This is a genomic window from Streptomyces herbicida (assembly GCF_032656585.1).
GTDB classification, from domain to species: Bacteria; Actinomycetota; Actinomycetes; order Streptomycetales; family Streptomycetaceae; genus Streptomyces; species Streptomyces herbicida.
Window position 1 is genome coordinate 16,114 of the sequence record NZ_JAUYWJ010000020.1, and the last position, 23,084, is coordinate 39,197.

Genomic DNA, 23,084 nt, shown 5'->3' on the forward strand with positions numbered 1-23,084 from the left:
TTCGTCACTTCGTGGTCCGGTTCGGACAGTCGGGACGAGGAACGTCTAGCTGCCCGAACTGGTCGTACTGCCGCGGCGGTTGGTGCGCCACAGCTGATACAGATGCTTCGCGCCCGGTCGCACGAAGCGCGCGAGCATCGTGAAGAAGGGCAGCGGATCGTCACCCGCGAGCCAGGCCAGCTCCGTCCCGCTCGCCCGCGCCGGCGCGTGCGGCGTCGTATAGCCGCTGCGGCGGTAGGCGAGGAGGGCGGGGAGGTCGATGTTCTCCACGATGTACCGGTGGCCGGCGCGCTGTTCCCCCTCCGGAACGGTGCGCCCGGTCAGATTCAGATGCATGGCGCGTACGACGTCCACCCCCGACTCGTTCTCGAAGAGGCGGAACTGGGCGCCCATGCGCGGGTTGAAGTCGAGGAGTTTGTACTGTCCGTCGCGGCGGTCGAAGCGCAGGTCGAGGTCGATGATGCCGCTGAACCCGATCTGCTTGATGAAACGTGTGGCGAGGTCCGCGAGTTCCGGGTTGTCGACGACGTAGGCGTTCGCCGTCATGCCCGCGTGCGGCGGCCACGAGCGCACCTTGACACCGGTGAACATGGCGAGCGGGGCCGAGTCGGCGTCGAAGCAGGCGTGCACGATCCAGTCCTCGGCCTCCTCCCTCGGCAGATACTCCTGGAGGATCACGCCGGGGTGCTCCCCCCAGTCGCGGGCGAGGGTGAGCAGGCCCTCGCGGGTGGCGATCCGCGTGGTGCCGTTCACGGCGGGCCGTTTGCGCCGGACGAACGCCTCCCGGTTCTTGGCCACCACCGGGAAGCGGGCCTTCTCGGCGAAGTCCGCGATCTCGTCGTACGACTGCGGGAAGGACGCCGACGGGCTGGGGATGCCGTGTTCCATGCACAGTTCGTGCAGGCCCTGCTTGCTGGCCAGGCGGCGCGGCAGGCCGGGGTCGACGGGCGGGAAGAGGAAGGTGTCCTTGAGCGCGTCCTGGTGCTCGGCGATCAGGACGGCGGCCTCTTCGTCGGTGGGGATGAGCACGGTGGGGCGGCCTATGCGGGCGCCGATGCGGAGCAGCCCCTCCACGAGGCACTCCGGCTCCTCGGCACCGCTCGTCGGCCAGACGAACGCGCGTTTGAGATACCGGGAGGAGGCCGCCGGTGTGTAGCGGTCCTCGGTGATCGCATACATGGGGACACCCAGACGGCCCAGACTGCGGATCGCGCCGACGCCACCGTGGTGCAACGGGTAGTCGCCGAACTTGACGATCAGGCCGGGCACATCACGGTCCGCCTCGAAAGGCACGCTGACGGCATTCCTGGCCACGGGTCCCCCCACGTGTCCCCCTACGGACCGGATCGACCCCGTCCGTGTCCCCAAAGGACGCTAAGCCGGAATTGGCCCCTCCGACAAGGCCTATTCGGACATTGCGAACTCTTTAGACACTGCCGAAGACGGGCACGCACCCGTAACGTGTGGCGCGACCACATGGAACGTATGGCCATGCATGGCACGGATGAGAGCGAGGCAGAACCCCATGCCCCCCTTCGACGTCCCCGAGGGCGACCCCTTCGGTCCGCACAACCTTCCGTATGGCGTGTTCTCGCCCGCCGGCAGCCAGGAGCGGACCGTCGGAGTCCGGCTCGGCGACCACGTACTCGACGCCGGCGCGGCGGCGCACGCCCTCGGCTCCCCGTACGCCTCCCTGCTCGCGCAGCCGACCCTCAACCCGCTGCTGGCCGCCGGCCGCACGGCGTGGTCGGACGTGCGGCGCGCACTGACGGCATGGGTCACGGTGCCCTCGCACCGCGAGACGATCGAACCGCTGTTCCATCCCCTGTCCTCGGTGACCCTGCACCTGCCCTTCCAGGTCGCCGACTACGTCGACTTCTACGCCTCCGAGAACCACGCCCGGAACGTGGGGCAGATCTTCCGCCCCGACGCCGAGGACTCGCTGACCCCCAACTGGAAGCACCTGCCGATCGGCTACCACGGGCGTTCCGGCACGATCGTGGTGTCGGAGACGGATGTCGTACGGCCGTCCGGGCAGCGCAAGGGACCGACCGACCCGGCGCCGCTCTTCGGTCCGTCCGTCCGGCTGGACATCGAGGCCGAGGTCGGCTTCGTGGTGGGTGTGCCGTCGGAGATGGGCAGGCCGGTGGCGCTGGGCGACTTCCGGGAGCACGTCTTCGGGCTGTGCCTGCTGAACGACTGGTCGGCGCGGGACATCCAGGCCTGGGAGTACGTCCCCCTCGGACCGTTCCTCGGCAAGTCCTTCGCCACGTCGGTGTCGGCGTGGATCACCCCGCTGGAGGCGCTGGACGAGGCACGGGTGGCGGCACCCGAGCGGACGTACCCGCTGCTGCCGTATCTGGACGACTCCGCCGAAGGGGTGGAGCCCGGCGGCTACGACCTGCGGATCTCCGTCGCGATCAACGGTCACGTGGTCTCCGAGCCGCCGTTCTCCACCATGTACTGGACCGCCGCGCAGCAGCTGGCGCACATGACGGTGAACGGGGCCTCGCTGCGGACCGGGGACCTGTACGGCTCGGGGACCGTGAGCGGGCCGGTGGAGGATGAGCGCGGCTCGCTGCTGGAGTTGACCTGGAACGGGCGGGATCCGCTCGAACTGCCGGACGGAAAGCGGACGTTCCTGGAGGACGGGGACGTGGTGACGCTGTCGGCGTGGGCGCCGGGCGCGGGCGGGGTCCGGGTGGGCCTGGGCGAGGTCCGCGGGCGTGTTGTAGCAAGCAGTTGACACAAGTCCCCCGGGGATCGCATCTTGTACTCACCACTTGATACAAGCGGTGAGTACAAGACGTGCTGCTTTCCGGGGGAACTCTCATGACCGACATCGAGGCCACGGCGCCCGCGTCCCGCGCGCGCCTGGACCGTTGTGCCCGCTGGACGGGCCTGGTGGCGGGCGCGCTGGTCGCGCACTGGCTGATCCCGCTCGACCACGGGGACGGAATCCTGTACGCCATCCCGGCGTTCGGGCTGTGCGCGGTGGCCGGGGTACTGGTCGGCGACGCGCTGACGCAGCCGCCCCGGGGTACCGTGCGCACGGCCGGGCTCGCACCCCGCCGGGTGCGCGACTACCTGCCGCCCCGGATGATCTGGGTGTTGCTCGCGCTGGCGGCCGCGCTGGTGGTGCTGCTGGGTGCGGCCGCGGCGATGGCCTCGCCGGACGACCTGGGGCGGGCGGGCCGTTCGCTCACGATGACCTGCCGGGGCAGGACCCAGTCGTACACCCCCTGGCCCGGACTCCACTACGGCCTGCCGATGCTGGCCTCCCTCGCCGTCGCCACCGGCGCCTGCAGCTGGTCCCTACGACGGATCGCGACCCGGCCCGGCGACGAGCAGTCCCGCCGCGACCGCAGCCTGGCGATCGTCGCGGTCTGGGGCCTGGTGGTCTCCTCCTCCTTGCTGGGGGCCGCCTCGACGGCGTCGGACGCGCTGATGAACACCGGCTGCGGCGGAGCGGTGTGGGTCATCGGCCGTCGGGTGCTGGGGCCGCTGTCCCTGGTCGCCTTCGCGGCCACGCCGCTGATGCTGGTCACGGTCCTTTCGCCCAAGGCGACCTGGCAGCGCCGGACCGCGCGGCAGGTCCGCCGGTGAGCGGCGACGCCGTACGGGTCGACACCAACAGCCCGGTTCCGCCGTACGAGCAGATCCGCGCCCAGCTCGCGGCCCTGATCACCACCGGCCGCCTGCCGGAGGGCGAACGCCTGCCGACGGTACGGCAGCTGGCGGCCGACCTGGGCCTGGCGGCGGGAACGGTGGCCCGGGCCTACCGCGAGCTGGAGTCGGCGTCGCTGATCCGTACCCGCCGGGGCGCCGGAACCCGGGTGGCACCGCTCCCGACCCCGCTCAAGCGCACCGGCCCTGCCGAACTCGCGTCGCTGACCAGGCGGTTCATTGCGGAGGCGCGGGCCATGGGAGCGGACGAGGAGGAGGTTCTGGGCGCCGTGCACGGGGCGTTGCGGGAGTAGGGCCGGCAGAGCGGCGGTGGGCGGAAACCCGGGTGCGACGGCGCGGAAATCAGGGGTGGCGGAAAGCCGTCGACTCCTGACTCCGGAGGTCCGTCACCGTCATACTGACGGGACACAGCACGACCCGGCGAACGACCGCGGTACGACCGCCGTATGCCCGTTGCACCACCCGCCGCACCACCGACGTACGGCCGCGAGCTGCGCCGTACGAGCCGCCGCACCACCCCGGCCACCCGCCACCCGCCCTTGTCTCCGACCAGGAACCGGAGCCCCCGGCATGACCGTCTGCCTGCTCCTGCTGAGTGTCGTCGCCCTGACGGCCGCGGTGCCGGCGCCGCGTGCGCTGACCCGGGCCGTGTGGCCCGAGCGGGAACCCGTGGTCGGGCTGTGGGTGTGGCAGTGCCTGGTCGCCACCGTGCTGCTGTGCTGCCTGGCCGCGCTGGTGCTGGGGACCGCGGCCGTCTTCCACACCGTGCGCGACCGGGTCTTCGCACCCGCACCGCCCGCCGTCACCGCCGCGTACGACCTCTCCGTCGCCCCGGTCTGGGCCGTCGCCCTCACCGTGCTGCTGGCCTGCGGCGCCGCCTGGACGACGGCGATGCTCGCCCGGGAGCTCGCCGAGGCCCGCAGGCGGCGCGGACTGACCCGGGCGCACCTGCGCGAACGCGCCCCCGACCTGCCCGCGGGGCTGCCGGCCGCGCGCGGGCCCATGCTGGTGCTGGAGGACGAGTACCCGGACGCCTGGTGGATGCCCGGACACCCGCCCCAACTGGTCGTCACCACCGGGGCCCTGCACCGACTCACCGACCATCAGCTGGACGCCGTCCTGACCCATGAGCGCGGTCACGCCCGCGCCCATCACGACTGGCTGCTGCACCTCTCCACCGCGCTGGCCACCGGCTTCCCGCGCGTCCCGCTCTTCGCCCACTTCTGCGACCAGACCCACCGCCTGGTCGAACTGGCCGCCGACGACGCGGCGTCCCGCCGCTGCGGCCACCTCACCACGGCCCTGGCCCTGATCGAGCTGAACCAGCACCGCGGGGTCCTCTCCTGCGCCTCCAGCCGCCGTCTGCTGGGCGAACGCGTCGACCGCCTCCTGGAGCCCCCGCCGCGGCTGCTGCGCCGGCAGCGGGCGCTCACGACGACCGTGGCCGCGCTGGTCCCGCTCCTCCCGCTGCTGATCACGTTCGCTCCGGGTCTCACGGCGCTGTCCTGACCCAACGCGGAGTCACGGCAGGGGCGCCGGGCTATGTCCAGTCCTCCGGCTCCGGCTCCATGTCCATCTCGGGCCAGTCGTCGTCGGGTGCGCCGGCGGTCGCCGGTGCGGCCGGGGATGCGGCAGTGCCTGTCGCCTCGGCCGCGGCCGGGCCGTCCACGGAGGCCAGCACCCCGAGCACGCCCTCCCCGTACGTCGCCAGCTTCTTCTCTCCGACACCGCCCACCGTGCCCAGCTCGGCCACCGAGCCGGGCCACCGGCTGACGATCTCCCGGAGCGTGGCGTCGTGGAAGATGACGTACGCCGGAACGCCCTGCTCACGGGCCTGTTCGGCGCGCCAGGCGCGCAGGGCCTCAAAGGCGGGGAGCAGGTCGTCGGGCAGCTCGGCCACGGCGGCCTTGGGCTTGCGGTCGCCCCGGCCGGACGAGGACGACGTGGTGCGCGCGGCCGCCTGCTTCTTGGGCTCCTTGCGCAGCGGCACCTCCCGCTCCCGCCGCAGCACCGCCCCGCTCGCCTCGGTGAGGACCAGCGTGCCGTACTCCCCTTCGACCGCGAGCAGCCCCTGCGCCAGCAACTGCCGTACGACGCCCCGCCATTCACCCTCGGCCAGGTCCTCGCCGATGCCGAACACGGACAGCTGGTCGTGGTCGAACTGGATCACCTTGCCGGTGCGCTTCCCGAGCAGCATGTCGACGATCTGCACGGCGCCGAACTTCTGCCCCCGCTCCCGCTGCAGTCTGACCACCGTCGAGAGCACCTTCTGCGCGGCTATCGTGCCGTCCCAGGTCTCCGGCGGGGTGAGGCAGGTGTCGCAGTTGCCGCAGCCCGCGGGTTCGGGGTCCTGGCCGAAATAGGCGAGGAGCTGGCCGCGACGGCACGTGGCCGTCTCGCAGAGCGCGAGCATCGAGTCGAGGTGGGCGGCCGCCCGGCGGCGGAAGGCCTCGTCGCCGTCGCCGGACTGGATCAGCTTGCGCTGCTGTATGACGTCGTTGAGGCCGTAGGCCATCCAGGCCGTGGAGGGCAGTCCGTCACGGCCCGCGCGGCCAGTCTCCTGGTAGTAGCCCTCGATCGACTTGGGCAGGTCGAGGTGGGCGACGAACCGTACGTCCGGCTTGTCGATACCCATGCCGAAGGCGATGGTCGCCACCACGACCAGGCCGTCCTCGCGCAGGAACCGGGACTGGTGCGCCGCGCGTGTGCCCGCGTCCAGGCCGGCGTGGTAGGGCACCGCCTCCACGCCGTTGCGGCTCAGATACTCGGCGGTCTTCTCCACCGAGTTCCGCGAGAGGCAGTACACGATGCCCGCGTCGCCCGCGTGCTCCTCCCGCAGAAAGGCGAGCAGCTGCTTCTTGGGGTCGGCCTTGGGCACGATGCGGTACTGGATGTTGGGCCGGTCGAAGCTCGCCACGAAGTGGCGGGCCGTCGGGATGTTCAGCCGCTGTGTGATCTCCTGGTGCGTCGCCCGGGTGGCTGTCGCCGTGAGCGCGATCCGTGGCACGTCCGGCCACCGCTCGCCCAGGACGGACAGGGCCAGATAGTCGGGGCGGAAGTCGTGGCCCCACTGGGAGACGCAGTGCGCCTCGTCGATCGCGAACACCGCGACCTTGCCGCGGGACAGCAGGTCCAGGGTGGAGTCCAGGCGCAGCCGCTCGGGCGCCAGGTACAGCAGGTCCAGCTCGCCGGCCAGGAACTCCGCCTCGACCACGCGCCGCTCGTCGAAGTCCTGCGTGGAGTTGATGAACCCGGCGTTCACACCGAGCGCCCGCAGCGCGTCCACCTGGTCCTGCATCAGCGCGATCAGCGGGGAGACCACGACTCCCGTACCGGGTCTGACCAGGGCGGGGATCTGGTAGCACAGCGACTTTCCGCCGCCGGTCGGCATGAGGACGACGGCGTCGCCACCGGCCACCACATGCTCGATGACCGCTTCCTGCTCACCACGGAAGGCCTCGTACCCGAAGACCCGGTGCAGTGTGGCCAGCGCCTCGCTGTCGGTCGCCCCTGGCATCTCGCTGATCCCGCCCGTCCCACCCATCGTCGTGCCCCCCGTACGTCGTCCCTCGACCACTGCGTCCACGATAGGGCTCCGCACCGACAGCGCCGGAGTTATCCACAGGGCAAGCCCGTTTCCTGCCGTAGTTGGTCACTCGCATGCAGTGGCCGACGAGAATTGTCATGGGCGCAGTGATCAGCGTGGCGGTCATCGAGGTCGACGCCCGCCCCGGTCACACGGCTGCCCGGCACCCTCGCCGGGGTGCCGGGCAGCCACGTATCGCCGCGTCCTCGTCAGCGCACGAACACGCTCGCCTGGCTCGCCAGGTTCAGGAAGTACTGCGGCGCCACACCGAGCACCAGCGTCACCGCCACGCCCACGCCGATCGCCGCCATGGTGAGCGGCGACGGCACGGCCACCGTCGGCCCCTCGGGCTTCGGCTCGCTGAAGAACATCAGCACGATCACGCGGATGTAGAAGAACGCCGCGATCGCCGAGGAGATCACACCGATCACGACGAGCGGGGCGGCGCCGCCCTCCGCCGCCGCCTTGAACACCGCGAACTTACCGGCGAAGCCCGAGGTCAGCGGGATACCGGCGAAGGCCAGCAGGAACACCGCGAACACGGCCGCGACCAGCGGCGAGCGACGGCCGAGACCGGCCCACTTCGACAGGTGCGTCGCCTCGCCGCCCGCGTCGCGCACCAGGGTGACCACCGCGAACGCGCCGATCGTCACGAAGGAGTACGCGGCCAGATAGAAGAGGACGGACGAGACGCCGTTCTGCGAGGTCGCGATGACACCCGCGAGGATGAATCCCGCGTGCGCGATCGACGAGTAGGCCAGCAGCCGCTTGATGTCGGTCTGGGTGATCGCGACGATCGCACCGCCCAGCATGGTCAGGACCGCGATGGCCCACATGACCGGCCGCCAGTCCCAGCGCAGGCCGGGCAGGACGACGTACAGCAGCCGGAGCAGCGCGCCGAACGCCGCCACCTTCGTCGCCGCCGCCATGAAGCCGGTCACCGGGGTCGGGGCGCCCTGGTAGACGTCGGGCGTCCACATGTGGAACGGCACCGCGCCCACCTTGAACAGCAGGCCCATCACCACCAGGCCGGTACCGATCAGCAGCAGCGCGTCGTTGCCCATGGTGTTGGCGAGCGCCGGGTCGACATTGGTGACCGTGCCGTCCACGACCTGCGCGATCGTCGCGTAGGACACCGAGCCCGCGTAGCCGTACAGCAGCGCGATGCCGAACAGCGTGAACGCCGAGGCGAACGCACCGAGCAGGAAGTACTTGACCGCGGCCTCCTGCGACATCAGCCGCTTACGGCGGGCCAGCGCGCACATCAGGTACAGCGGGAGGGAGAAGACCTCCAGGGCCACGAACAGCGTCAGCAGGTCGTTGGCCGAGGGGAACACCAGCATGCCGGCGACCGCGAAGAGAAGGAGCGGGAAGACCTCGGTGGTGGTGAAGCCCGCCTTCACCGCCGCCTTCTCGCTCTCGCTGCCCGGAACGGACGCGGCCTGTGCCGCGAACGAGTCGACCCGGTTGCCGTGCGCCGCCGGGTCCAGGCGCCGCTCGGCGAAGGTGAACAGCGCCACCAGAGCGGCCAGCAGGATCGTGCCCTGCAGGAACAGGGACGGCCCGTCGACCGCGATCGCCCCCATGGCGGCGATGTGCGCCTTGGTCGTGCCGTATCCGTCGGTCGCGAGCGCGACGACCGCCGCGAAGGCGGCGCACAGCGCGACGACGGACACGAACACCTGGGCGTAGTACCGGGACTTGCGCGGTACGAACGCCTCGATCAGCACCCCGACGACGGCCGCGCCGACGACGATCAGGGTGGGCGACAATTGCCCATATTCGATCTTCGGCGCTTCGATCTTCGAGATCGGTTCGGCCGCGGTTGTCCACAGGCTGTGGACGGCTACTGCGCTCACTTGGCCGCCTCCACCTCGGGCTTGGGGTCGGTCTTGTGTACGTCCGACAGGGTCTGCTTGACCGCCGGGTTGACGATGTCCGTGACGGGCTTCGGGTAGACGCCCAGGAAGATCAGCAGCACCACCAGCGGGGCCACGACCACGAGTTCACGTGCCCTGAGGTCGGGCATCGCGGAGACCGCCGGCTTCACCGGGCCCGTCATCGTCCGCTGGTAGAGGACGAGGGTGTAGAGCGCCGCGAGGACGATGCCGAAGGTGGCGATGATGCCGATCACCGGGTACCGCGTGAAGGTGCCGACCAGGACCAGGAACTCGCTCACGAACGGCGCCAGCCCCGGCAGGGACAGCGTCGCGAGGCCGCCGATCAGAAACGTGCCGGCGAGGACCGGAGCGACCTTCTGCACCCCGCCGTAGTCGGCGATGAGCCGCGAGCCGCGCCGGGAGATCAGGAAGCCGGCGACCAGCATCAGCGCGGCCGTCGAGATCCCGTGGTTGACCATGTAGAGCGTGGCGCCGGACTGGCCCTGGGTGGTCATCGCGAAGATGCCCATGATGATGAAGCCGAAGTGCGAGATCGACGCGTAGGCCACCAGCCGCTTGATGTCCCGCTGGCCGACCGCGAGCAGTGCCCCGTAGACGATGCTGATCAGCGACAGTACGAGGATCGCGGGCGTCGCCCACTTGCTCGCCTCCGGGAACAGCTGGAGGCAGAAGCGGAGCATGGCGAAGGTGCCCACCTTGTCGACGACCGCCGTGATGAGCACGGCGACCGGGGCAGTGGCCTCCCCCATGGCGTTGGGCAGCCAGGTGTGCAGCGGCCACAGGGGCGCCTTCACCGCGAAGGCGAAGAAGAAGCCCAGGAACAGCCAGCGTTCGGTGTTCGTCGCCATGTGCAGCGAGCCGCTGGCCCGCGCCTGCGCGATCTCCGGGAGGCTGAAGTTCCCGGCGACCACGTACAGGCCGATCACCGCGGCCAGCATGATCAGACCGCCGACCAGGTTGTAGAGCAGGAACTTCACGGCCGCGTACGACCGCTGCGTCGAGGCCACCTCCTCGCCGTGCTCATGGGCACGGTCCCCGAAGCCGCCGATGAGGAAGTACATCGGGATGAGCATGGCTTCGAAGAAGATGTAGAAGAGGAAGACGTCGGTGGCCTCGAAGGAGATGATCACCATCGCCTCGACGGCCAGGATCAGGGCGAAGAAGCCCTGCGTCGGCCGCCAGCGGCGGCTTCCGGTCTCCAGCGGGTCGGCGTCGTGCCAGCCCGCGAGGACGATGAACGGGATCAGCAGGGCGGTCAGCGCGACGAGGGCGACCCCGATGCCGTCCACACCCAGCTCGTATCTGACCCCGAAGTCCTTGATCCAGGCATGGGACTCGATGAGCTGGTAGCGGGCGCCGTCCGGGTCGAAGCGGACCAGGACGACGCTCGCGAGGGCGAGGGTGGCGAGCGAGACCAGCAGCGCCAGCCACTTGGCGGCGGTGCGCTGCGCGGCCGGTACGGCGGCCGTGGCGACCGCCCCGACGGCCGGGAGCGCCGCAGTCGCTGTCAGGAGAGGAAAGGACATCGGTATCAGACCGCCCTCATCAGCAGGGTCGCGGCGACCAGGAGTGCCGCACCGCCGAACATCGAGACCGCGTAGGACCGCGCAAAGCCGTTCTGGACCTTGCGCAGCCGTCCGGACAGGCCACCGACACCGGCCGCCGTGCCGTTGACGACCCCGTCGACCAGGGTGTGGTCGACGTACACCAGGGAGCGGGTGAGGTGCTCGCCGCCGCGGACCAGGACGACATGGTTGAAGTCGTCCTGGAGCAGGTCGCGCCGGGCGGCCCGGGTGAGCAGCGATCCGCGCGGGGCGACCACCGGAACGGGCTTGCGGCCGTACTGCGCGTAGGCGATGCCCACACCGACGACCAGGCACACGAGGGTGGCACCGGTGACGGTCATGGCGCTGACCGGCGAGTTCCCCTCGCTGTGTCCGGTGACCGGCTCCAGCCAGTGCAGGAAGCGGTCGCCGAGGTTGAAGTAGAAGCCGCCGAAGACCGAGCCGACGGCCAGCACGATCATCGGGATCGTCATGACCTTCGGCGACTCGTGCGGGTGCGGCTCGTGGCCGTTCTCGTCGGGCTGCCAGCGCTTCTCGCCGAAGAAGGTCATCAGCATCACGCGCGTCATGTAGAACGCGGTGATGGCCGCGCCCAGCAGGGCCACACTGCCGAGGATCCAGCCCTGGGTGCCGCCCTTCGCGAATGCCGCCTCGATGATCGCGTCCTTGGAGTAGAAGCCGGACAGGAACGGGAAGCCGATGATGGCGAGGTAGCCGAGGCCGAACGTGATGAACGTGATCGGCATGTACTTCCGCAGGCCGCCGTACCTCCTCATGTCGACCTCGTCGTTCATGCCGTGCATGACCGAGCCGGCGCCGAGGAACAGCCCGGCCTTGAAGAAGCCGTGCGTCACCAGGTGCATGATCGCGAAGACGTAGCCGATGGGGCCGAGGCCCGCGGCCAGCACCATGTAGCCGATCTGCGACATGGTGGAGCCGGCCAGCGCCTTCTTGATGTCGTCCTTCGCGCAACCGACGATCGCACCGAACAGGAGCGTGACCGCGCCGACCACGGTGACCGCGAGTTGCGCGTCGGGGGCGGCGTTGAAGATCGCGGCGGAGCGGACGATCAGGTAGACGCCCGCGGTCACCATCGTCGCGGCGTGGATGAGGGCCGAGACCGGGGTCGGGCCCTCCATCGCGTCCCCGAGCCAGGACTGCAGCGGCACCTGGGCGGACTTGCCGCAGGCGGCGAGCAGCAGCATCAGGCCGATGGCGGTGAGCTTGCCCTCGGAGGCGTCACCGACGTGGCTGAAGACCGGCCCGAAGGCGAAGGACCCGAACGTCGTGAACATCAGCATGATCGCGATCGACAGGCCCATGTCGCCGACGCGGTTGACCAGGAAGGCCTTCTTCGCGGCCGTCGCGGCACTCGGCTTGTGCTGCCAGAAGCCGATCAGGAGGTACGAGGCGAGACCGACGCCCTCCCAGCCGACGTACAGCAGCAGGTAGTTGTCGGCGAGGACGAGCAGCAGCATCGCCGCGAGGAACAGGTTCAGATAGCCGAAGAAGCGGCGGCGCCGCTCGTCGTGCTCCATGTACCCGACCGAGTACAGGTGGATCAGTGAGCCCACACCGGTGATCAGCAGGACGAACGTCATCGACAGCTGGTCGAGGCGGAAGGTGACGTCCGCCTGGAAGCTGCCGACGGAGATCCACGTCCACAGGTGCTGGGTGAGCGTGCGGTGATCGGCGCCCTTGCCCAGCAGGTCGGCGAAGAGGATCACGCCGAACGCGAAGGAGGTGAAGGACAGGAGCGTGCCGATCCAGTGGCCGACGGCGTCCAGGCGCCGGCCACCGACCAGCAGGACGGCCGCTCCGAGCAGGGGCGCCGCGATCAGCAGCGCAATCAGGTTCTCCACGATTCAGCGACCCCTCACAGCTTCATCAGGCTGGCGTCGTCGACCGAGGCCGAGTGGCGGGTACGGAACAGCGACACGATGATCGCGAGCCCGACCACGACCTCCGCGGCGGCGACGACCATCGTGAAGAAGGCGATGATCTGGCCGTCGAGATTGCCGTGCATCCGGGAGAAGACGACGAACGCGAGGTTGCAGGCGTTGAGCATCAGCTCGATGCACATGAACACGACGATCGCGTTGCGTCTGATCAGCACGCCGGTGGCGCCGATCGTGAACAACAGGGCGGACAGATAGAGGTAGTTGACGGGGTTCACTTCGACGCCTCCTCGGCCCGCTTGAAGTTCGCCGGCTCGATCTCGGTCCGCTCCAGCCGCTCCTCGGCGCGCTGCTCCAGGGCCCGCAGGTCGTTGAGCGCCTCCGCCGACACATCACGGATCTGGCCGCGCTCGCGCAGCGTCTTGCTGACCGTGAGCTCGGAGGGGGTGCCGTCGGGCAGCAGGCCCGCGATGTCCACGGCGTTGTGCCGGGCGTAGACACCGGGCGCGGGCAGCGGCGGCACGTTCTTGCCCTCGCGGACACGCTGCTCGGACAGCTCGCGCTGCGTCTTGGCCCGCTCGGTGCGCTCGCGGTGCGTGAGCACCATGGCGCCGACGGCGGCCGTGATGAGCAGGGCGCCGGTGATTTCGAAGGCGAAGACGTACTTGGTGAAGATCAGGGACGCGAGGCCCTCCACGTTGCCGTTCGCGTTCGCCTTGCCGGTGCCGTCGAACTCCTTCAGGGAGGCGTTCCCGATGCCCGCGAGAAGCAGCACACCGAAGCCGGCCCCACACGCAAGGGCCAGCCAGCGCTGGCCCTTGATGGTCTCCTTCAGCGAGTCCGCCGCGGTCACGCCGACGAGCATCACCACGAACAGGAACAGCATCATGATCGCGCCCGTGTAGACGACGATCTGCACGATGCCCAGGAAGTAGGCGCCGTTGGCGAGGTAGAACACCGCCAGGATGATCATGGTCCCGGCGAGGCAGAGCGCGCTGTGCACGGCCCTCTTCATGAAGACGGTGCACAGGGCGCCGAGCACGGCGACGGTGCCGAGGACCCAGAACTGGAAGGCCTCTCCGGTGGAGGTGGTGTAGGCGGCGAGCTGCGCGCTCATGCGTCGGCCCCCTGTTCTTCCGGCTGCTCCCCCTTGGAGACGGCGACCTGACGCACCGTGCCGGGTGCCGCCTCGGTGACCAGACCCCGGTAGTAGTCCTGTTCGTCCATTCCCGGGAAGATCGCGTGGGGCGTGTCGACCATGCCCTCGTCGAGGCCGGCGAGCAGCTGCTCCTTGGTGTAGATCAGGTTGGCGCGGCTGGAGTCCGCCAGCTCGAACTCGTTGGTCATCGTGAGCGCGCGCGTGGGGCACGCCTCGATGCACAGGCCGCAGAGGATGCAGCGGGCGTAGTTGATCTGGTAGACGCGGCCGTACCGCTCGCCGGGCGAGTAGCGTTCCTCGTCCGTGTTGTCGGCGCCCTCCACATAGATGGCGTCGGCGGGGCAGGCCCAGGCGCACAGCTCACAGCCGACGCACTTCTCAAGGCCGTCCGGATGGCGGTTGAGCTGGTGCCGTCCGTGGAACCGCGGAGCCGTGGTCTTCTTCTGCTCCGGGTACTGCTCGGTCAGCCGCTTCTTGAACATGGCCTTGAAGGTCACGCCGAAGCCGGCCACGGGGTTCTGGAAGCCGGGCTTCGTCTGCCCGGCCTCCTTGGGCTCCTCAGCCATCGGACGCCTCCTTTCCATCCGTAGATCCGTCACTGACAGTGTCCGACCCGCCACTGACAATCAGCTCCCGCTCGCGACGCGGACGGCGCCGGGGCACCGGCGGCAGCTGCTGTCCGGGCAGCGGCGGTACGGGGAATCCGCCGGCCGTCGCATCGAACCCGGCCTCCTCCGCGGCGGGCGCCTCGGCCGTCTTCGCCTTCTCGCGGAACATGTCGGCGACGAAGGACAGGAGCAGCAGGGCCAGCACACCCCCGCCGACGTAGAGCGCGATGTCGGCGAAGTCGTAGTGCTCGTTGCGCAGGGTCCGCACGGTCGCGACGAGCATCAGCCAGGTCACGGAGACCGGGATGAGGACCTTCCAGCCGAGCTTCATCAGCTGGTCGTAGCGGACGCGGGGCAGCGTGCCGCGCAGCCAGATGAAGAAGAAGAGCAGCAGCTGGACCTTGATGACGAACCAGAGCAGCGGCCACCAGCCGTGGTTCGCGCCCTCCCAGAAACCGCTGATCGGCCAGGGGGCCCGCCAACCGCCCAGGAAGAGCGTGGTCGACACGGCCGACACCGTCACCATGTTCACGTACTCGGCGAGCATGAACATCGCGAACTTGATGGACGAGTACTCGGTGTTGAAGCCGCCGACCAGGTCGCCCTCGGACTCCGGCATGTCGAAGGGGGCCCGGTTGGTCTCGCCGACCATCGTGACGATGTAGAGGATGAAGGAGACCGGCAGCAGCAGGATGTACCACCGGTTCTGCTGCTGTTCGACGATCGTCGACGTCGACATCGACCCCGAGTAGAGGAACACGGAGGCGAACGCGGCGCCCATGGCGATCTCGTACGAGATCATCTGCGCGCAGGAGCGGAGGCCGCCGAGCAGCGGATAGGTGGATCCGGAACTCCAGCCCGCCAGCACGATGCCGTAGATACCGACCGAGGCGACCGCGAGGATGTAGAGCATCGCGATCGGCAGGTCGGTGAGCTGCATCGTGGTGCGCGTACCGAAGATCGAGATCTCGTTGTCGGCCGGTCCGAAGGGGATCACCGCGATCGCCATGAAGGCCGGGATGGCCGCGACGATCGGCGCGAGGATGTAGACCACCTTGTCCGCGCGCTTGACGATGAGGTCTTCCTTGAGCATCAGCTTGATGCCGTCGGCGAGCGACTGGAGCATGCCCCAGGGGCCGTGCCGGTTGGGGCCGATGCGCAGCTGCATCCAGGCGACGACCTTGCGCTCCCAGACGATGGAGAACAGCACGGTCACCATCAGGAAGGCGAAGCAGAAGACGGCCTTGACGACGACCAGCCACCAGGGGTCGCGGCCGAACATCGAGAGGTCTTCAGCGGCGAGGTACGGGCTCATGCCTCCACCTCCTTGGGGGCCTCACCGGCGGTGGCCGCCGGACCGATGCGGACGAGGGCGCCGGGCAGCGCTCCCGTGTCGGAGGCGACGCCCCCGCCCGCGGAGTTCAGCGGGAGCCAGACCACGCGGTCGGGCATCTCGGTGATCTGCAGCGGGAGTTCGACCACACCCGAAGGTCCGGTCACGGCCAGGACGCCGCCGTCCGCGACGCCCGCCTCGGCGGCTGTCGCGGACGACACGCGCGCGCGTGCCGCGTGCCGGGTTCCGGCGAGCGCCTCGTCGCCCTCCTGGAGGGCACCCTGGTCGAGCAGCAGCCGGTGCCCGGCGAGCACGGCCTCTCCGGCGGCCGGACGCGGCAGCGACGTACCCGTCTCCAGCGGGTCCGAGGCCCGCGGTCCGTCCCAGGCGCCGAGCCGGTCCAGCTCCGCGCGCGCGGTGCGCAGGTCCGGCAGCCCCAGGTGGACGTCCATGGCGTCGGCCAGCATCTGCAGGACGCGCGCGTCGGCCGGCGACACCCGGCGGGTCACCTGGTCGGGCTTGAGCGCGGCCTCGAAGAGGCGGACCCGGCCCTCCCAGTTGAGGAAGGCGCCCGCCTTCTCGGCGACCGCGGCGACCGGGAACACGACGTCGGCGAGCTCGGTGACCTCGCCGGGCCGCAGCTCCAGCGACACCACGAAGCCGACCTCGGACAGGGCCTCACGCGCGCGTGCCGGATCGGGCAGGTCGGCGACCTCCACACCGGCGACCAGCAGCGCCTGCAGCTCGCCGCTCGCGGCGGCCTCGATGATCCGGCCGGTGTCCCGGCCGTAGCGGAGCGGGAGTTCGGCAAGGCCCCAGGCCGCGGCGACCTCCTCACGCGCACGGGGGTCGGTGGCCGGACGTCCGCCCGGCAGCAGCGAGGGCAGCGCGCCCGCCTCGATGGCGCCGCGCTCCCCGGCCCGCCGCGGGATCCACACCAGCTGGGCGCCGGTCGCGGTGGCGGCCCGTACGGCGGCGGTGAGGCCACCGGCGACCGCCGCCAACCGTTCACCGACGACGATCACCGAGCCCTCGGCGCGCAGCGCCTCGGCCGCCTTCGTCCCCGGCTCCTCCAGGCCGACGCCGCTCGCGAGCGCGTCCAGCCACTCGGTCTCGGTGCCGGGAGCGGCCGGCAGCAGCGTGCCGCCCGCCTTCTCCAGGCCCCGGGTGGCGTGCGTGGCCAGCGAGAACACCTTCTGCTTGTGCCCTCGCCACGCCTTGCGCAGCCGCAGGAAGACGCCGGGTGCCTCCTCCTCGGACTCGAACCCGACCAGCAGGACGGCGGGCGCCTTCTCCAGGGAGGTGTACGTGACGCCCGTACCGTCGAGGTCTCGGCCGTGTCCGGCGACCCGGGCGGCCAGGAAGTCGGCCTCCTCGCTGCTGTGCACGCGCGCGCGGAAGTCGATGTCGTTCGTGTCGAGGGCCACGCGCGCGAACTTGCTGTACGCGTACGCGTCCTCGACGGTCAGCCGCCCGCCGGTCAGGACACCGGTCCTACCGCGCGAGGCCAGCAGTCCCTGCGCGGCGATCTGCAGCGCCTCCGGCCAGGACGCCGGTTCCAGCTCGCCCTCGGCGTTGCGCACCAGGGGCGTCTCCAGCCGGTCCTTCAGCTGTGCGTACCGGAACGCGAAGCGTCCCTTGTCGCAGATCCACTCCTCGTTGACCTCTGGGTCGTTGGCGGCGAGCCGCCGCATGACCTTGCCGCGCCGGTGGTCGGTGCGGGTGGCGCAGCCGCCGGAGCAGTGCTCGCACACGGAGGGCGAGGAGACGAGGTCGAAGGGGCGGGAGCGGAAGCGATACGCCGCCGAGGTCAGCGCGCCGACCGGGCAGATCTGGATGGTGTTCCCGGAGAAGTACGACTCGAACGGGTCGCCCTCGCCGGTGCCGACCTGCTGCAGCGCGCCCCGCTCCAGCAGCTCGATCATCGGGTCGCCCGCGATCTGGTTGGAGAACCGGGTGCAGCGGGCGCACAGCACGCAGCGCTCGCGGTCGAGCAGCACCTGGGTGGAGATCGGGACGGGCTTCTCGTACGTCCGCTTGCGGCCCTCGAAGCGGGACTCGGCGTTGCCGTGCGACATCGCCTGGTTCTGCAGCGGACACTCGCCGCCCTTGTCGCAGACCGGGCAGTCCAGGGGGTGGTTGATGAGCAGCAGTTCCATCACGCCCTGCTGCGCCTTCTCGGCGACCGGCGAGGTGAGCTGAGTCTTCACCACCATCCCGTCCGTACATGTGATCGTGCAGGACGCCATGGGCTTGCGCTGGCCCTCGACCTCGACGATGCACTGGCGGCAGGCACCGGCCGGGTCGAGGAGGGGATGGTCGCAGAAGCGGGGGATCTCGATGCCTAGCTGCTCGGCGGCCCGGATGACCAGGGTGCCCTTGGGCACGCTGATCTCCATGCCGTCGATCTTCAGCGTGACGAGGTCCTCCGGCGGGACCGCCGCCTCTCCCCCTCCCGCGGGAGTGCTGGTGGTCACGGTCATGCGTTCACCTCCGGGCGGTCGGCCCAGGCCGTCGACTTTGCCGGGTCGAAGGGGCAGCCCCGGCCCGTGATGTGCTGCTCGTACTCCTCGCGGAAGTACTTGAGCGAGGAGAAGATCGGCGAGGCGGCACCGTCGCCGAGGGCGCAGAAGGACTTGCCGTTGATGTTGTCCGCGATGTCGGCGAGCTTGTCGAGGTCGGACATGGCGCCCTTACCGGCCTCGATGTCGCGCATCAACTGGACGAGCCAGTACGTGCCTTCGCGGCAGGGTGTGCACTTGCCGCAGGACTCGTGGGCGTAGAACTCGGTCCAGCGGGTCACGGCGCGCACGACGCAGGTGGTCTCGTCGAAGCACTGCAGGGCCTTTGTGCCCAGCATGGAACCCGCGGCGCCCACTCCTTCGTAGTCGAGCGGGACGTCGAGGTGCTCGTCGGTGAACATCGGCGTCGAGGAGCCGCCCGGCGTCCAGAACTTGAGCCGGTGCCCGGGTCGCATCCCGCCGCTCATCTCGAGGAGCTGGCGGAGCGTGACGCCGAGCGGCGCCTCGTACTGGCCGGGGCTGGCGACGTGGCCGCTGAGCGAGTAGAGCGTGAAGCCGGGAGACTTCTCGCTGCCCATCGACCTGAACCATTCCTTGCCGTTTTTCAGGATGGCGGGAACCGACGCGATGGACTCGACGTTGTTCACAACAGTCGGGCACGCATAGAGGCCCTCGACGGCAGGGAAGGGGGGACGCAGCCGCGGTTGACCACGGCGGCCTTCGAGCGAGTCGAGCAGTGCGGTCTCCTCACCGCAGATGTACGCGCCGGCGCCGGCGTGCACGGTGAGCTGGAGATCCAGTCCGCTGCCCAGGATGTTCTCGCCGAGGTAGCCCGCCTCGCAGGCCTCGCGCACGGCCTCGTGCAACCGCCGCAGAACGGGGACGACTTCACCCCGCAGATAGATGAAGGCATGCGACGACCTGATGGCATAGCACGCGATCACCATGCCCTCGATGAGGCTGTGCGGGTTCGCGAAGAGGAGCGGGATGTCCTTGCAGGTCCCGGGCTCCGATTCGTCGGCGTTGACAACTAGATAGTGCGGTTTTCCATCACCCTGTGGAATGAACTGCCATTTCATTCCCGTCGGGAATCCCGCGCCGCCGCGCCCGCGCAGACCGGACTCCTTGACGTACGCGATCACGTCGTCCGGCGACATGGCGAGCGCCTTGCGCAGCCCCTCGTACCCTTCGTGCCTCTGGTAGACGTCCAGCGTCCAGGACCTGTCCTCGTCCCAGAAGGCCGACAGCACGGGTGCGAGCAGCTTCTCGGGGCTGGTGTCCTTGAGGTCGGCTGCCACGGTCATCACTCCCCCTCCTCGGCGGTAGGCCCTGCCGGGTGGGCCGGGTCGGAGGCCGATGTGTCCTGCGGCGCGTCGTGCGAGCTGAGGTGCTCGGCCGGCGACGGCTCGTGCGCCGCCCTGTCCTGTGGCTCGTCGTGCGGTCCGCCGTCCCGCGGATGCACCACCCGCGCGGGTGCGGTCTCTCCCCTTGCCAGGCGAAGGCCCACCAGCGAAGCGGGGCCGGCGCTGCCGCTCTCCTCGACGGCCCCGGGCCGCTCGTCGGGGAAGCCGGCCAGGATGCGGGCGGTCTCCTTGAAGGTGCACAGGCGCGCCCCGCGCGTGGGCTCGACGGGGCGTCCCTCGCGCAGGTCGTCGACCAGGCGCCGCGCGCTCGCGGGGGTCTGGTTGTCGAAGAACTCCCAGTTGACCATCACGACCGGCGCGAAGTCGCAGGCCGCGTTGCACTCGATGTGCTCGAGGGTGACCTTGCCGTCGTCGGTGGTCTCGCCGTTGCCGAGGCCCAGGTGGTCCTGGAGGGACTCGAAGATCGCGTCGCCGCCCATCACCGCGCACAGCGTGTTGGTGCAGACGCCCACCTGGTAGTCGCCGCTCGGCCTGCGCCGGTACATGGTGTAGAAGGTGGCGACCGCGGTGACCTCCGCCGTGGTCAGGTCCAGCATGTCCGCGCAGAACTGCATCCCGGTGCGCGTGACATGGCCCTCCTCCGACTGCACGAGGTGCAGCAACGGCAGGAGCGCGGACCGCGAGTCGGGGTAACGCGCGATGACCTCGCGCGCGTCCGCCTCCAGCCGGGCTCGGACGTCGTCCGGGTAGCCGGGCGCGGGCAGCTCGGGCATGCCCAGGCTGACGCCCCGCTCCGAAGAACTGGTGCTCACCGGTCGACGCCTCCCATCACGGGGTCGATGGACGCGACGGCGACGATGACGTCGGCGACCTGGCCGCCTTCGCACATGGCCGCCATGGCCTGCAGGTTGGTGAAGGACGGGTCCCGGAAGTGGACCCGGTAGGGACGGGTGCCGCCGTCGGACACGGCGTGCACCCCGAGCTCGCCCTTGGGCGACTCGACGGCCGCGTACGCCTGTCCCGGCGGTACGCGGAAGCCCTCGGTGACCAGCTTGAAGTGATGGATCAGGGCCTCCATGGAGGTGCCCATGATCTTCTTGATGTGGTCGAGGGAGTTGCCCAGTCCGTCCGGTCCCAGGGCGAGCTGGGCGGGCCAGGCGATCTTCTTGTCGGCGACCATGACCGGTCCGGGCTGCAGCCGGTCCAGGCACTGCTCGATGATCCCGAGCGACTGGCGCATCTCCTCCAGGCGGACCAGGAAGCGGCCGTAGGCGTCGCAGGAGTCGGCGGTCGGGACGTCGAAGTCGTACGTCTCGTAGTCGCAGTACGGCTGGGTCTTGCGCAGGTCGTGCGGCAGGCCGGTGGAGCGCAGGATCGGGCCGGTCGCGCCGAGGGCCATGCAGCCGGCCAGGTCGAGGTAGCCGATGTCCTGCATGCGGGCCTTGAAGATGGGGTTCCCGGTGGCGAGCTTGTCGTACTCCGGGAGGTTCTTCTTCATCTTCTTCACGAACTCGCGGATGTGGTCCACCGCGCCGGGCGGCAGGTCCTGGGCGAGTCCGCCGGGGCGGATGTACGCGTGGTTCATCCGCAGGCCCGTGATGAGCTCGTAGATGTCGAGAATCATTTCACGATCACGGAATCCGTAGATCATGATCGTGGTGGCGCCGAGCTCCATGCCGCCGGTGGCGATGCACACCAGGTGGGAGGACATCCGGTTCAGCTCCATCAGGAGCACCCGGATGATCGTGGCTCGCTCGGTGATCTCGTCCTCGATGCCGAGGAGCTTCTCGACGGCGAGACAGTAGGCGGTCTCGTTGAAGAAGGACGTCAGATAGTCCATGCGCGTCACGAACGTGGTGCCCTGCGTCCACGTGCGGAACTCGAGGTTCTTCTCGATTCCGGTGTGGAGGTAGCCGATGCCGCAGCGGGCCTCGGTGACCGTCTCGCCCTCGATCTCCAGGATCAGACGGAGCACTCCATGGGTGGACGGGTGCTGGGGACCCATGTTGACGACGATGCGCTCGTCGTCGGCGCGGGCCGCGGACTGGACGATCTCGTCCCAGTCGCCACCGGTGACCGTATATACGGTGCCCTCGGTGGTCTCGCGCGCCGAGGCGGCCGAGGCCGCGGATGCTGACTGCGTGCTCACGAGTACGACCTCCGCTGGTCCGGAGCCGGGATCTGGGCGCCCTTGTACTCGACGGGGATGCCGCCGAGGGGGTAGTCCTTGCGCTGCGGATGGCCCTGCCAGTCGTCCGGCATCATGATCCGCGTCAGGGCCGGGTGACCGTCGAAGACGATCCCGAAGAAGTCGTAGGTCTCGCGCTCGTGCCAGTCGTTGGTCGGGTACACGGAGACCAGGGACGGGATGTGCGGGTCGCCGTCCGGGGCGCTGACCTCCAGGCGGACCAGCCGGTTGTGGGTGATCGAGCGCAGGTGGTAGACGGCGTGCAGCTCGCGGCCCTTGTCGTGCAGGTAGTGGACGCCGCTGACGCCGGTGCAGAGCTCGAAGCGCAGGGCCGGGTCGTCGCGCAGGGTCTGGGCGACCCGGACGAGGTGCTCGCGCTCGATGTGGAAGGTGAGCTCGTCGCGGTCGACGACCGTCTTCTCGATGGCGTTCTCGGGGAGGAGTCCCTGTTCCTCCAGGGCGCCCTCCAGCTCGTCGGCGACCTCGTCGAACCAGCCGCCATAGGGACGGGTCGCCGGTCCCGGGAGCCGGACCGAGCGGACGAGACCGCCGTATCCGGAGGTGTCGCCGCCGTTGTTGGCGCCGAACATGCCGCGTTGGACGCGGATCTCCTCGCCGCCCTGGCCGCGCTGGCCGGGGAGGTTGTCGGCGGCGAGGTCCTTCTCGGGGTTCACGCCGTTCGGAGAACCGCCGGTGCCGTTCGCGTCGCTCACCGCAGCAGCCCCTTCATCTCGATCGTGGGCAGGGCCTTGAGCGCGGCCTCCTCCGCCTCGCGGGCGGCTTCCTCGGCGTTCACACCGAGCTTGGAGGACTGGATCTTCTGGTGGAGCTTGAGGATCGCGTCCATCAGCATCTCGGGCCGGGGCGGGCAGCCGGGCAGATAGATGTCGACCGGGACGATGTGGTCGACGCCCTGGACGATCGCGTAGTTGTTGAACATGCCGCCCGAGGAGGCGCAGACACCCATGGAGATCACCCATTTCGGGTTGGGCATCTGGTCGTAGACCTGCCTCAGCACCGGCGCCATCTTCTGGCTCACTCGGCCCGCGACGATCATCAGGTCCGCCTGCCGCGGTGAGCCGCGGAAGACCTCCATGCCGAAGCGCGCCAGGTCGTAGCGGCCGGCGCCGGTCGTCATCATCTCGATGGCGCAGCAGGCCAGGCCGAACGTGGCGGGGAAGACGGACGCCTTGCGCACCCAGCCCGCGGCCTGCTCGACGGTGGTCAGCAGGAAACCGCTCGGCAGCTTTTCTTCGAGTCCCATGTCCTTAGG

Annotated in this window: 19 protein-coding genes; 4 read left to right on the forward strand and 15 right to left on the reverse strand. The window is 69.8% G+C overall.

All coding sequences use genetic code 11. The features are described from left to right. Window positions 1-45: 45 nt before the first annotated feature. Window positions 46-1,293: a carboxylate--amine ligase gene (locus tag Q8A52_RS34390; RefSeq protein WP_316758648.1), complete on the reverse strand. Its 1,248-nt coding sequence runs from the start codon at window positions 1,291-1,293 to the stop codon at window positions 46-48. Window positions 1,294-1,525: 232 nt separating this feature from the next. Here Q8A52_RS34390 and fahA point away from each other — a divergent pair, with 232 nt between their 5' ends. From fahA to Q8A52_RS34410, 4 genes are all read left to right on the forward strand, one after another. Continuing rightward, the gene (gene fahA, locus Q8A52_RS34395; protein ID WP_316758649.1) at window positions 1,526-2,746 is read left to right on the forward strand and encodes a fumarylacetoacetase; all 1,221 of its coding nucleotides are present in this window, start codon (window positions 1,526-1,528) and stop codon (window positions 2,744-2,746) included. Between the two features lie 86 nt (window positions 2,747-2,832). Then, window positions 2,833-3,606 (forward strand): hypothetical protein, encoded by a 774-nt coding sequence (locus Q8A52_RS34400; RefSeq protein WP_316758651.1) that lies wholly within the window; start codon window positions 2,833-2,835, stop codon window positions 3,604-3,606. Then, a complete protein-coding gene (locus Q8A52_RS34405) occupies window positions 3,603-3,980 on the forward strand; it encodes a GntR family transcriptional regulator (RefSeq protein ID WP_316758653.1) in 378 nt (125 codons plus the stop codon). Before Q8A52_RS34400 ends, Q8A52_RS34405 begins: the two co-directional genes overlap by 4 nt. A gap of 277 nt (window positions 3,981-4,257) precedes the next feature. Beyond that, entirely contained in the window at window positions 4,258-5,196 is a 939-nt protein-coding gene (locus Q8A52_RS34410) for a M56 family metallopeptidase (RefSeq protein ID WP_316758655.1), read from the forward strand. 31 nt (window positions 5,197-5,227) lie between these two features. Here Q8A52_RS34410 and recQ read toward each other — a convergent pair whose 3' ends face one another. The 14 genes from recQ to Q8A52_RS34480 all read right to left on the reverse strand — a co-directional run bounded on the left by recQ (window position 5,228) and on the right by Q8A52_RS34480 (window position 23,075). Beyond that, window positions 5,228-7,231 (reverse strand): DNA helicase RecQ, encoded by a 2,004-nt coding sequence (gene recQ, locus Q8A52_RS34415; RefSeq protein WP_316758930.1) that lies wholly within the window; start codon window positions 7,229-7,231, stop codon window positions 5,228-5,230. A gap of 251 nt (window positions 7,232-7,482) precedes the next feature. Continuing rightward, complete coding sequence (gene nuoN / locus Q8A52_RS34420; protein ID WP_316758657.1) at window positions 7,483-9,132, reverse strand: NADH-quinone oxidoreductase subunit NuoN; 1,650 nt, start codon at window positions 9,130-9,132, stop codon at window positions 7,483-7,485. After that, window positions 9,129-10,700, reverse strand: a complete 1,572-nt coding sequence (locus tag Q8A52_RS34425; protein ID WP_316758659.1) for an NADH-quinone oxidoreductase subunit M — start codon at window positions 10,698-10,700, stop codon at window positions 9,129-9,131. The genes nuoN and Q8A52_RS34425 overlap by 4 nt, the downstream gene beginning before the upstream one ends. Window positions 10,701-10,705: 5 nt before the next feature. Continuing rightward, the gene (gene nuoL, locus Q8A52_RS34430) at window positions 10,706-12,601 is read right to left on the reverse strand and encodes an NADH-quinone oxidoreductase subunit L (RefSeq protein WP_316758661.1); all 1,896 of its coding nucleotides are present in this window, start codon (window positions 12,599-12,601) and stop codon (window positions 10,706-10,708) included. Between the two features lie 14 nt (window positions 12,602-12,615). Then, window positions 12,616-12,915: an NADH-quinone oxidoreductase subunit NuoK gene (nuoK, locus tag Q8A52_RS34435; RefSeq protein WP_066995480.1), complete on the reverse strand. Its 300-nt coding sequence runs from the start codon at window positions 12,913-12,915 to the stop codon at window positions 12,616-12,618. Then, window positions 12,912-13,754, reverse strand: coding sequence for an NADH-quinone oxidoreductase subunit J (locus Q8A52_RS34440; RefSeq protein WP_316758666.1), 843 nt, complete (start codon window positions 13,752-13,754; stop codon window positions 12,912-12,914). The genes nuoK and Q8A52_RS34440 overlap by 4 nt, the downstream gene beginning before the upstream one ends. Continuing rightward, a complete protein-coding gene (nuoI, locus tag Q8A52_RS34445; protein WP_316758668.1) occupies window positions 13,751-14,362 on the reverse strand; it encodes an NADH-quinone oxidoreductase subunit NuoI in 612 nt (203 codons plus the stop codon). The genes Q8A52_RS34440 and nuoI overlap by 4 nt, the downstream gene beginning before the upstream one ends. Then, a complete protein-coding gene (gene nuoH / locus Q8A52_RS34450) occupies window positions 14,355-15,719 on the reverse strand; it encodes an NADH-quinone oxidoreductase subunit NuoH (protein ID WP_316758670.1) in 1,365 nt (454 codons plus the stop codon). Before nuoH ends, nuoI begins: the two co-directional genes overlap by 8 nt. Beyond that, window positions 15,716-18,220: an NADH-quinone oxidoreductase subunit G gene (locus tag Q8A52_RS34455; RefSeq protein WP_316758672.1), complete on the reverse strand. Its 2,505-nt coding sequence runs from the start codon at window positions 18,218-18,220 to the stop codon at window positions 15,716-15,718. The genes nuoH and Q8A52_RS34455 overlap by 4 nt, the downstream gene beginning before the upstream one ends. After that, window positions 18,217-19,566 carry an NADH-quinone oxidoreductase subunit NuoF gene (gene nuoF, locus Q8A52_RS34460; protein ID WP_316758674.1) on the reverse strand — a complete coding sequence of 450 codons (1,350 nt, stop codon included), beginning with the start codon at window positions 19,564-19,566 and terminating at the stop codon, window positions 18,217-18,219. Before nuoF ends, Q8A52_RS34455 begins: the two co-directional genes overlap by 4 nt. Continuing rightward, window positions 19,563-20,435, reverse strand: coding sequence for an NADH-quinone oxidoreductase subunit NuoE (gene nuoE, locus Q8A52_RS34465; protein WP_316758676.1), 873 nt, complete (start codon window positions 20,433-20,435; stop codon window positions 19,563-19,565). The genes nuoF and nuoE overlap by 4 nt, the downstream gene beginning before the upstream one ends. Beyond that, the gene (locus tag Q8A52_RS34470; RefSeq protein WP_316758677.1) at window positions 20,432-21,772 is read right to left on the reverse strand and encodes an NADH-quinone oxidoreductase subunit D; all 1,341 of its coding nucleotides are present in this window, start codon (window positions 21,770-21,772) and stop codon (window positions 20,432-20,434) included. Before Q8A52_RS34470 ends, nuoE begins: the two co-directional genes overlap by 4 nt. Further along, complete coding sequence (locus Q8A52_RS34475; protein WP_316758679.1) at window positions 21,769-22,524, reverse strand: NADH-quinone oxidoreductase subunit C; 756 nt, start codon at window positions 22,522-22,524, stop codon at window positions 21,769-21,771. Before Q8A52_RS34475 ends, Q8A52_RS34470 begins: the two co-directional genes overlap by 4 nt. Then, complete coding sequence (locus Q8A52_RS34480) at window positions 22,521-23,075, reverse strand: NuoB/complex I 20 kDa subunit family protein (protein ID WP_007383964.1); 555 nt, start codon at window positions 23,073-23,075, stop codon at window positions 22,521-22,523. Before Q8A52_RS34480 ends, Q8A52_RS34475 begins: the two co-directional genes overlap by 4 nt. Window positions 23,076-23,084 lie beyond the last annotated feature (9 nt).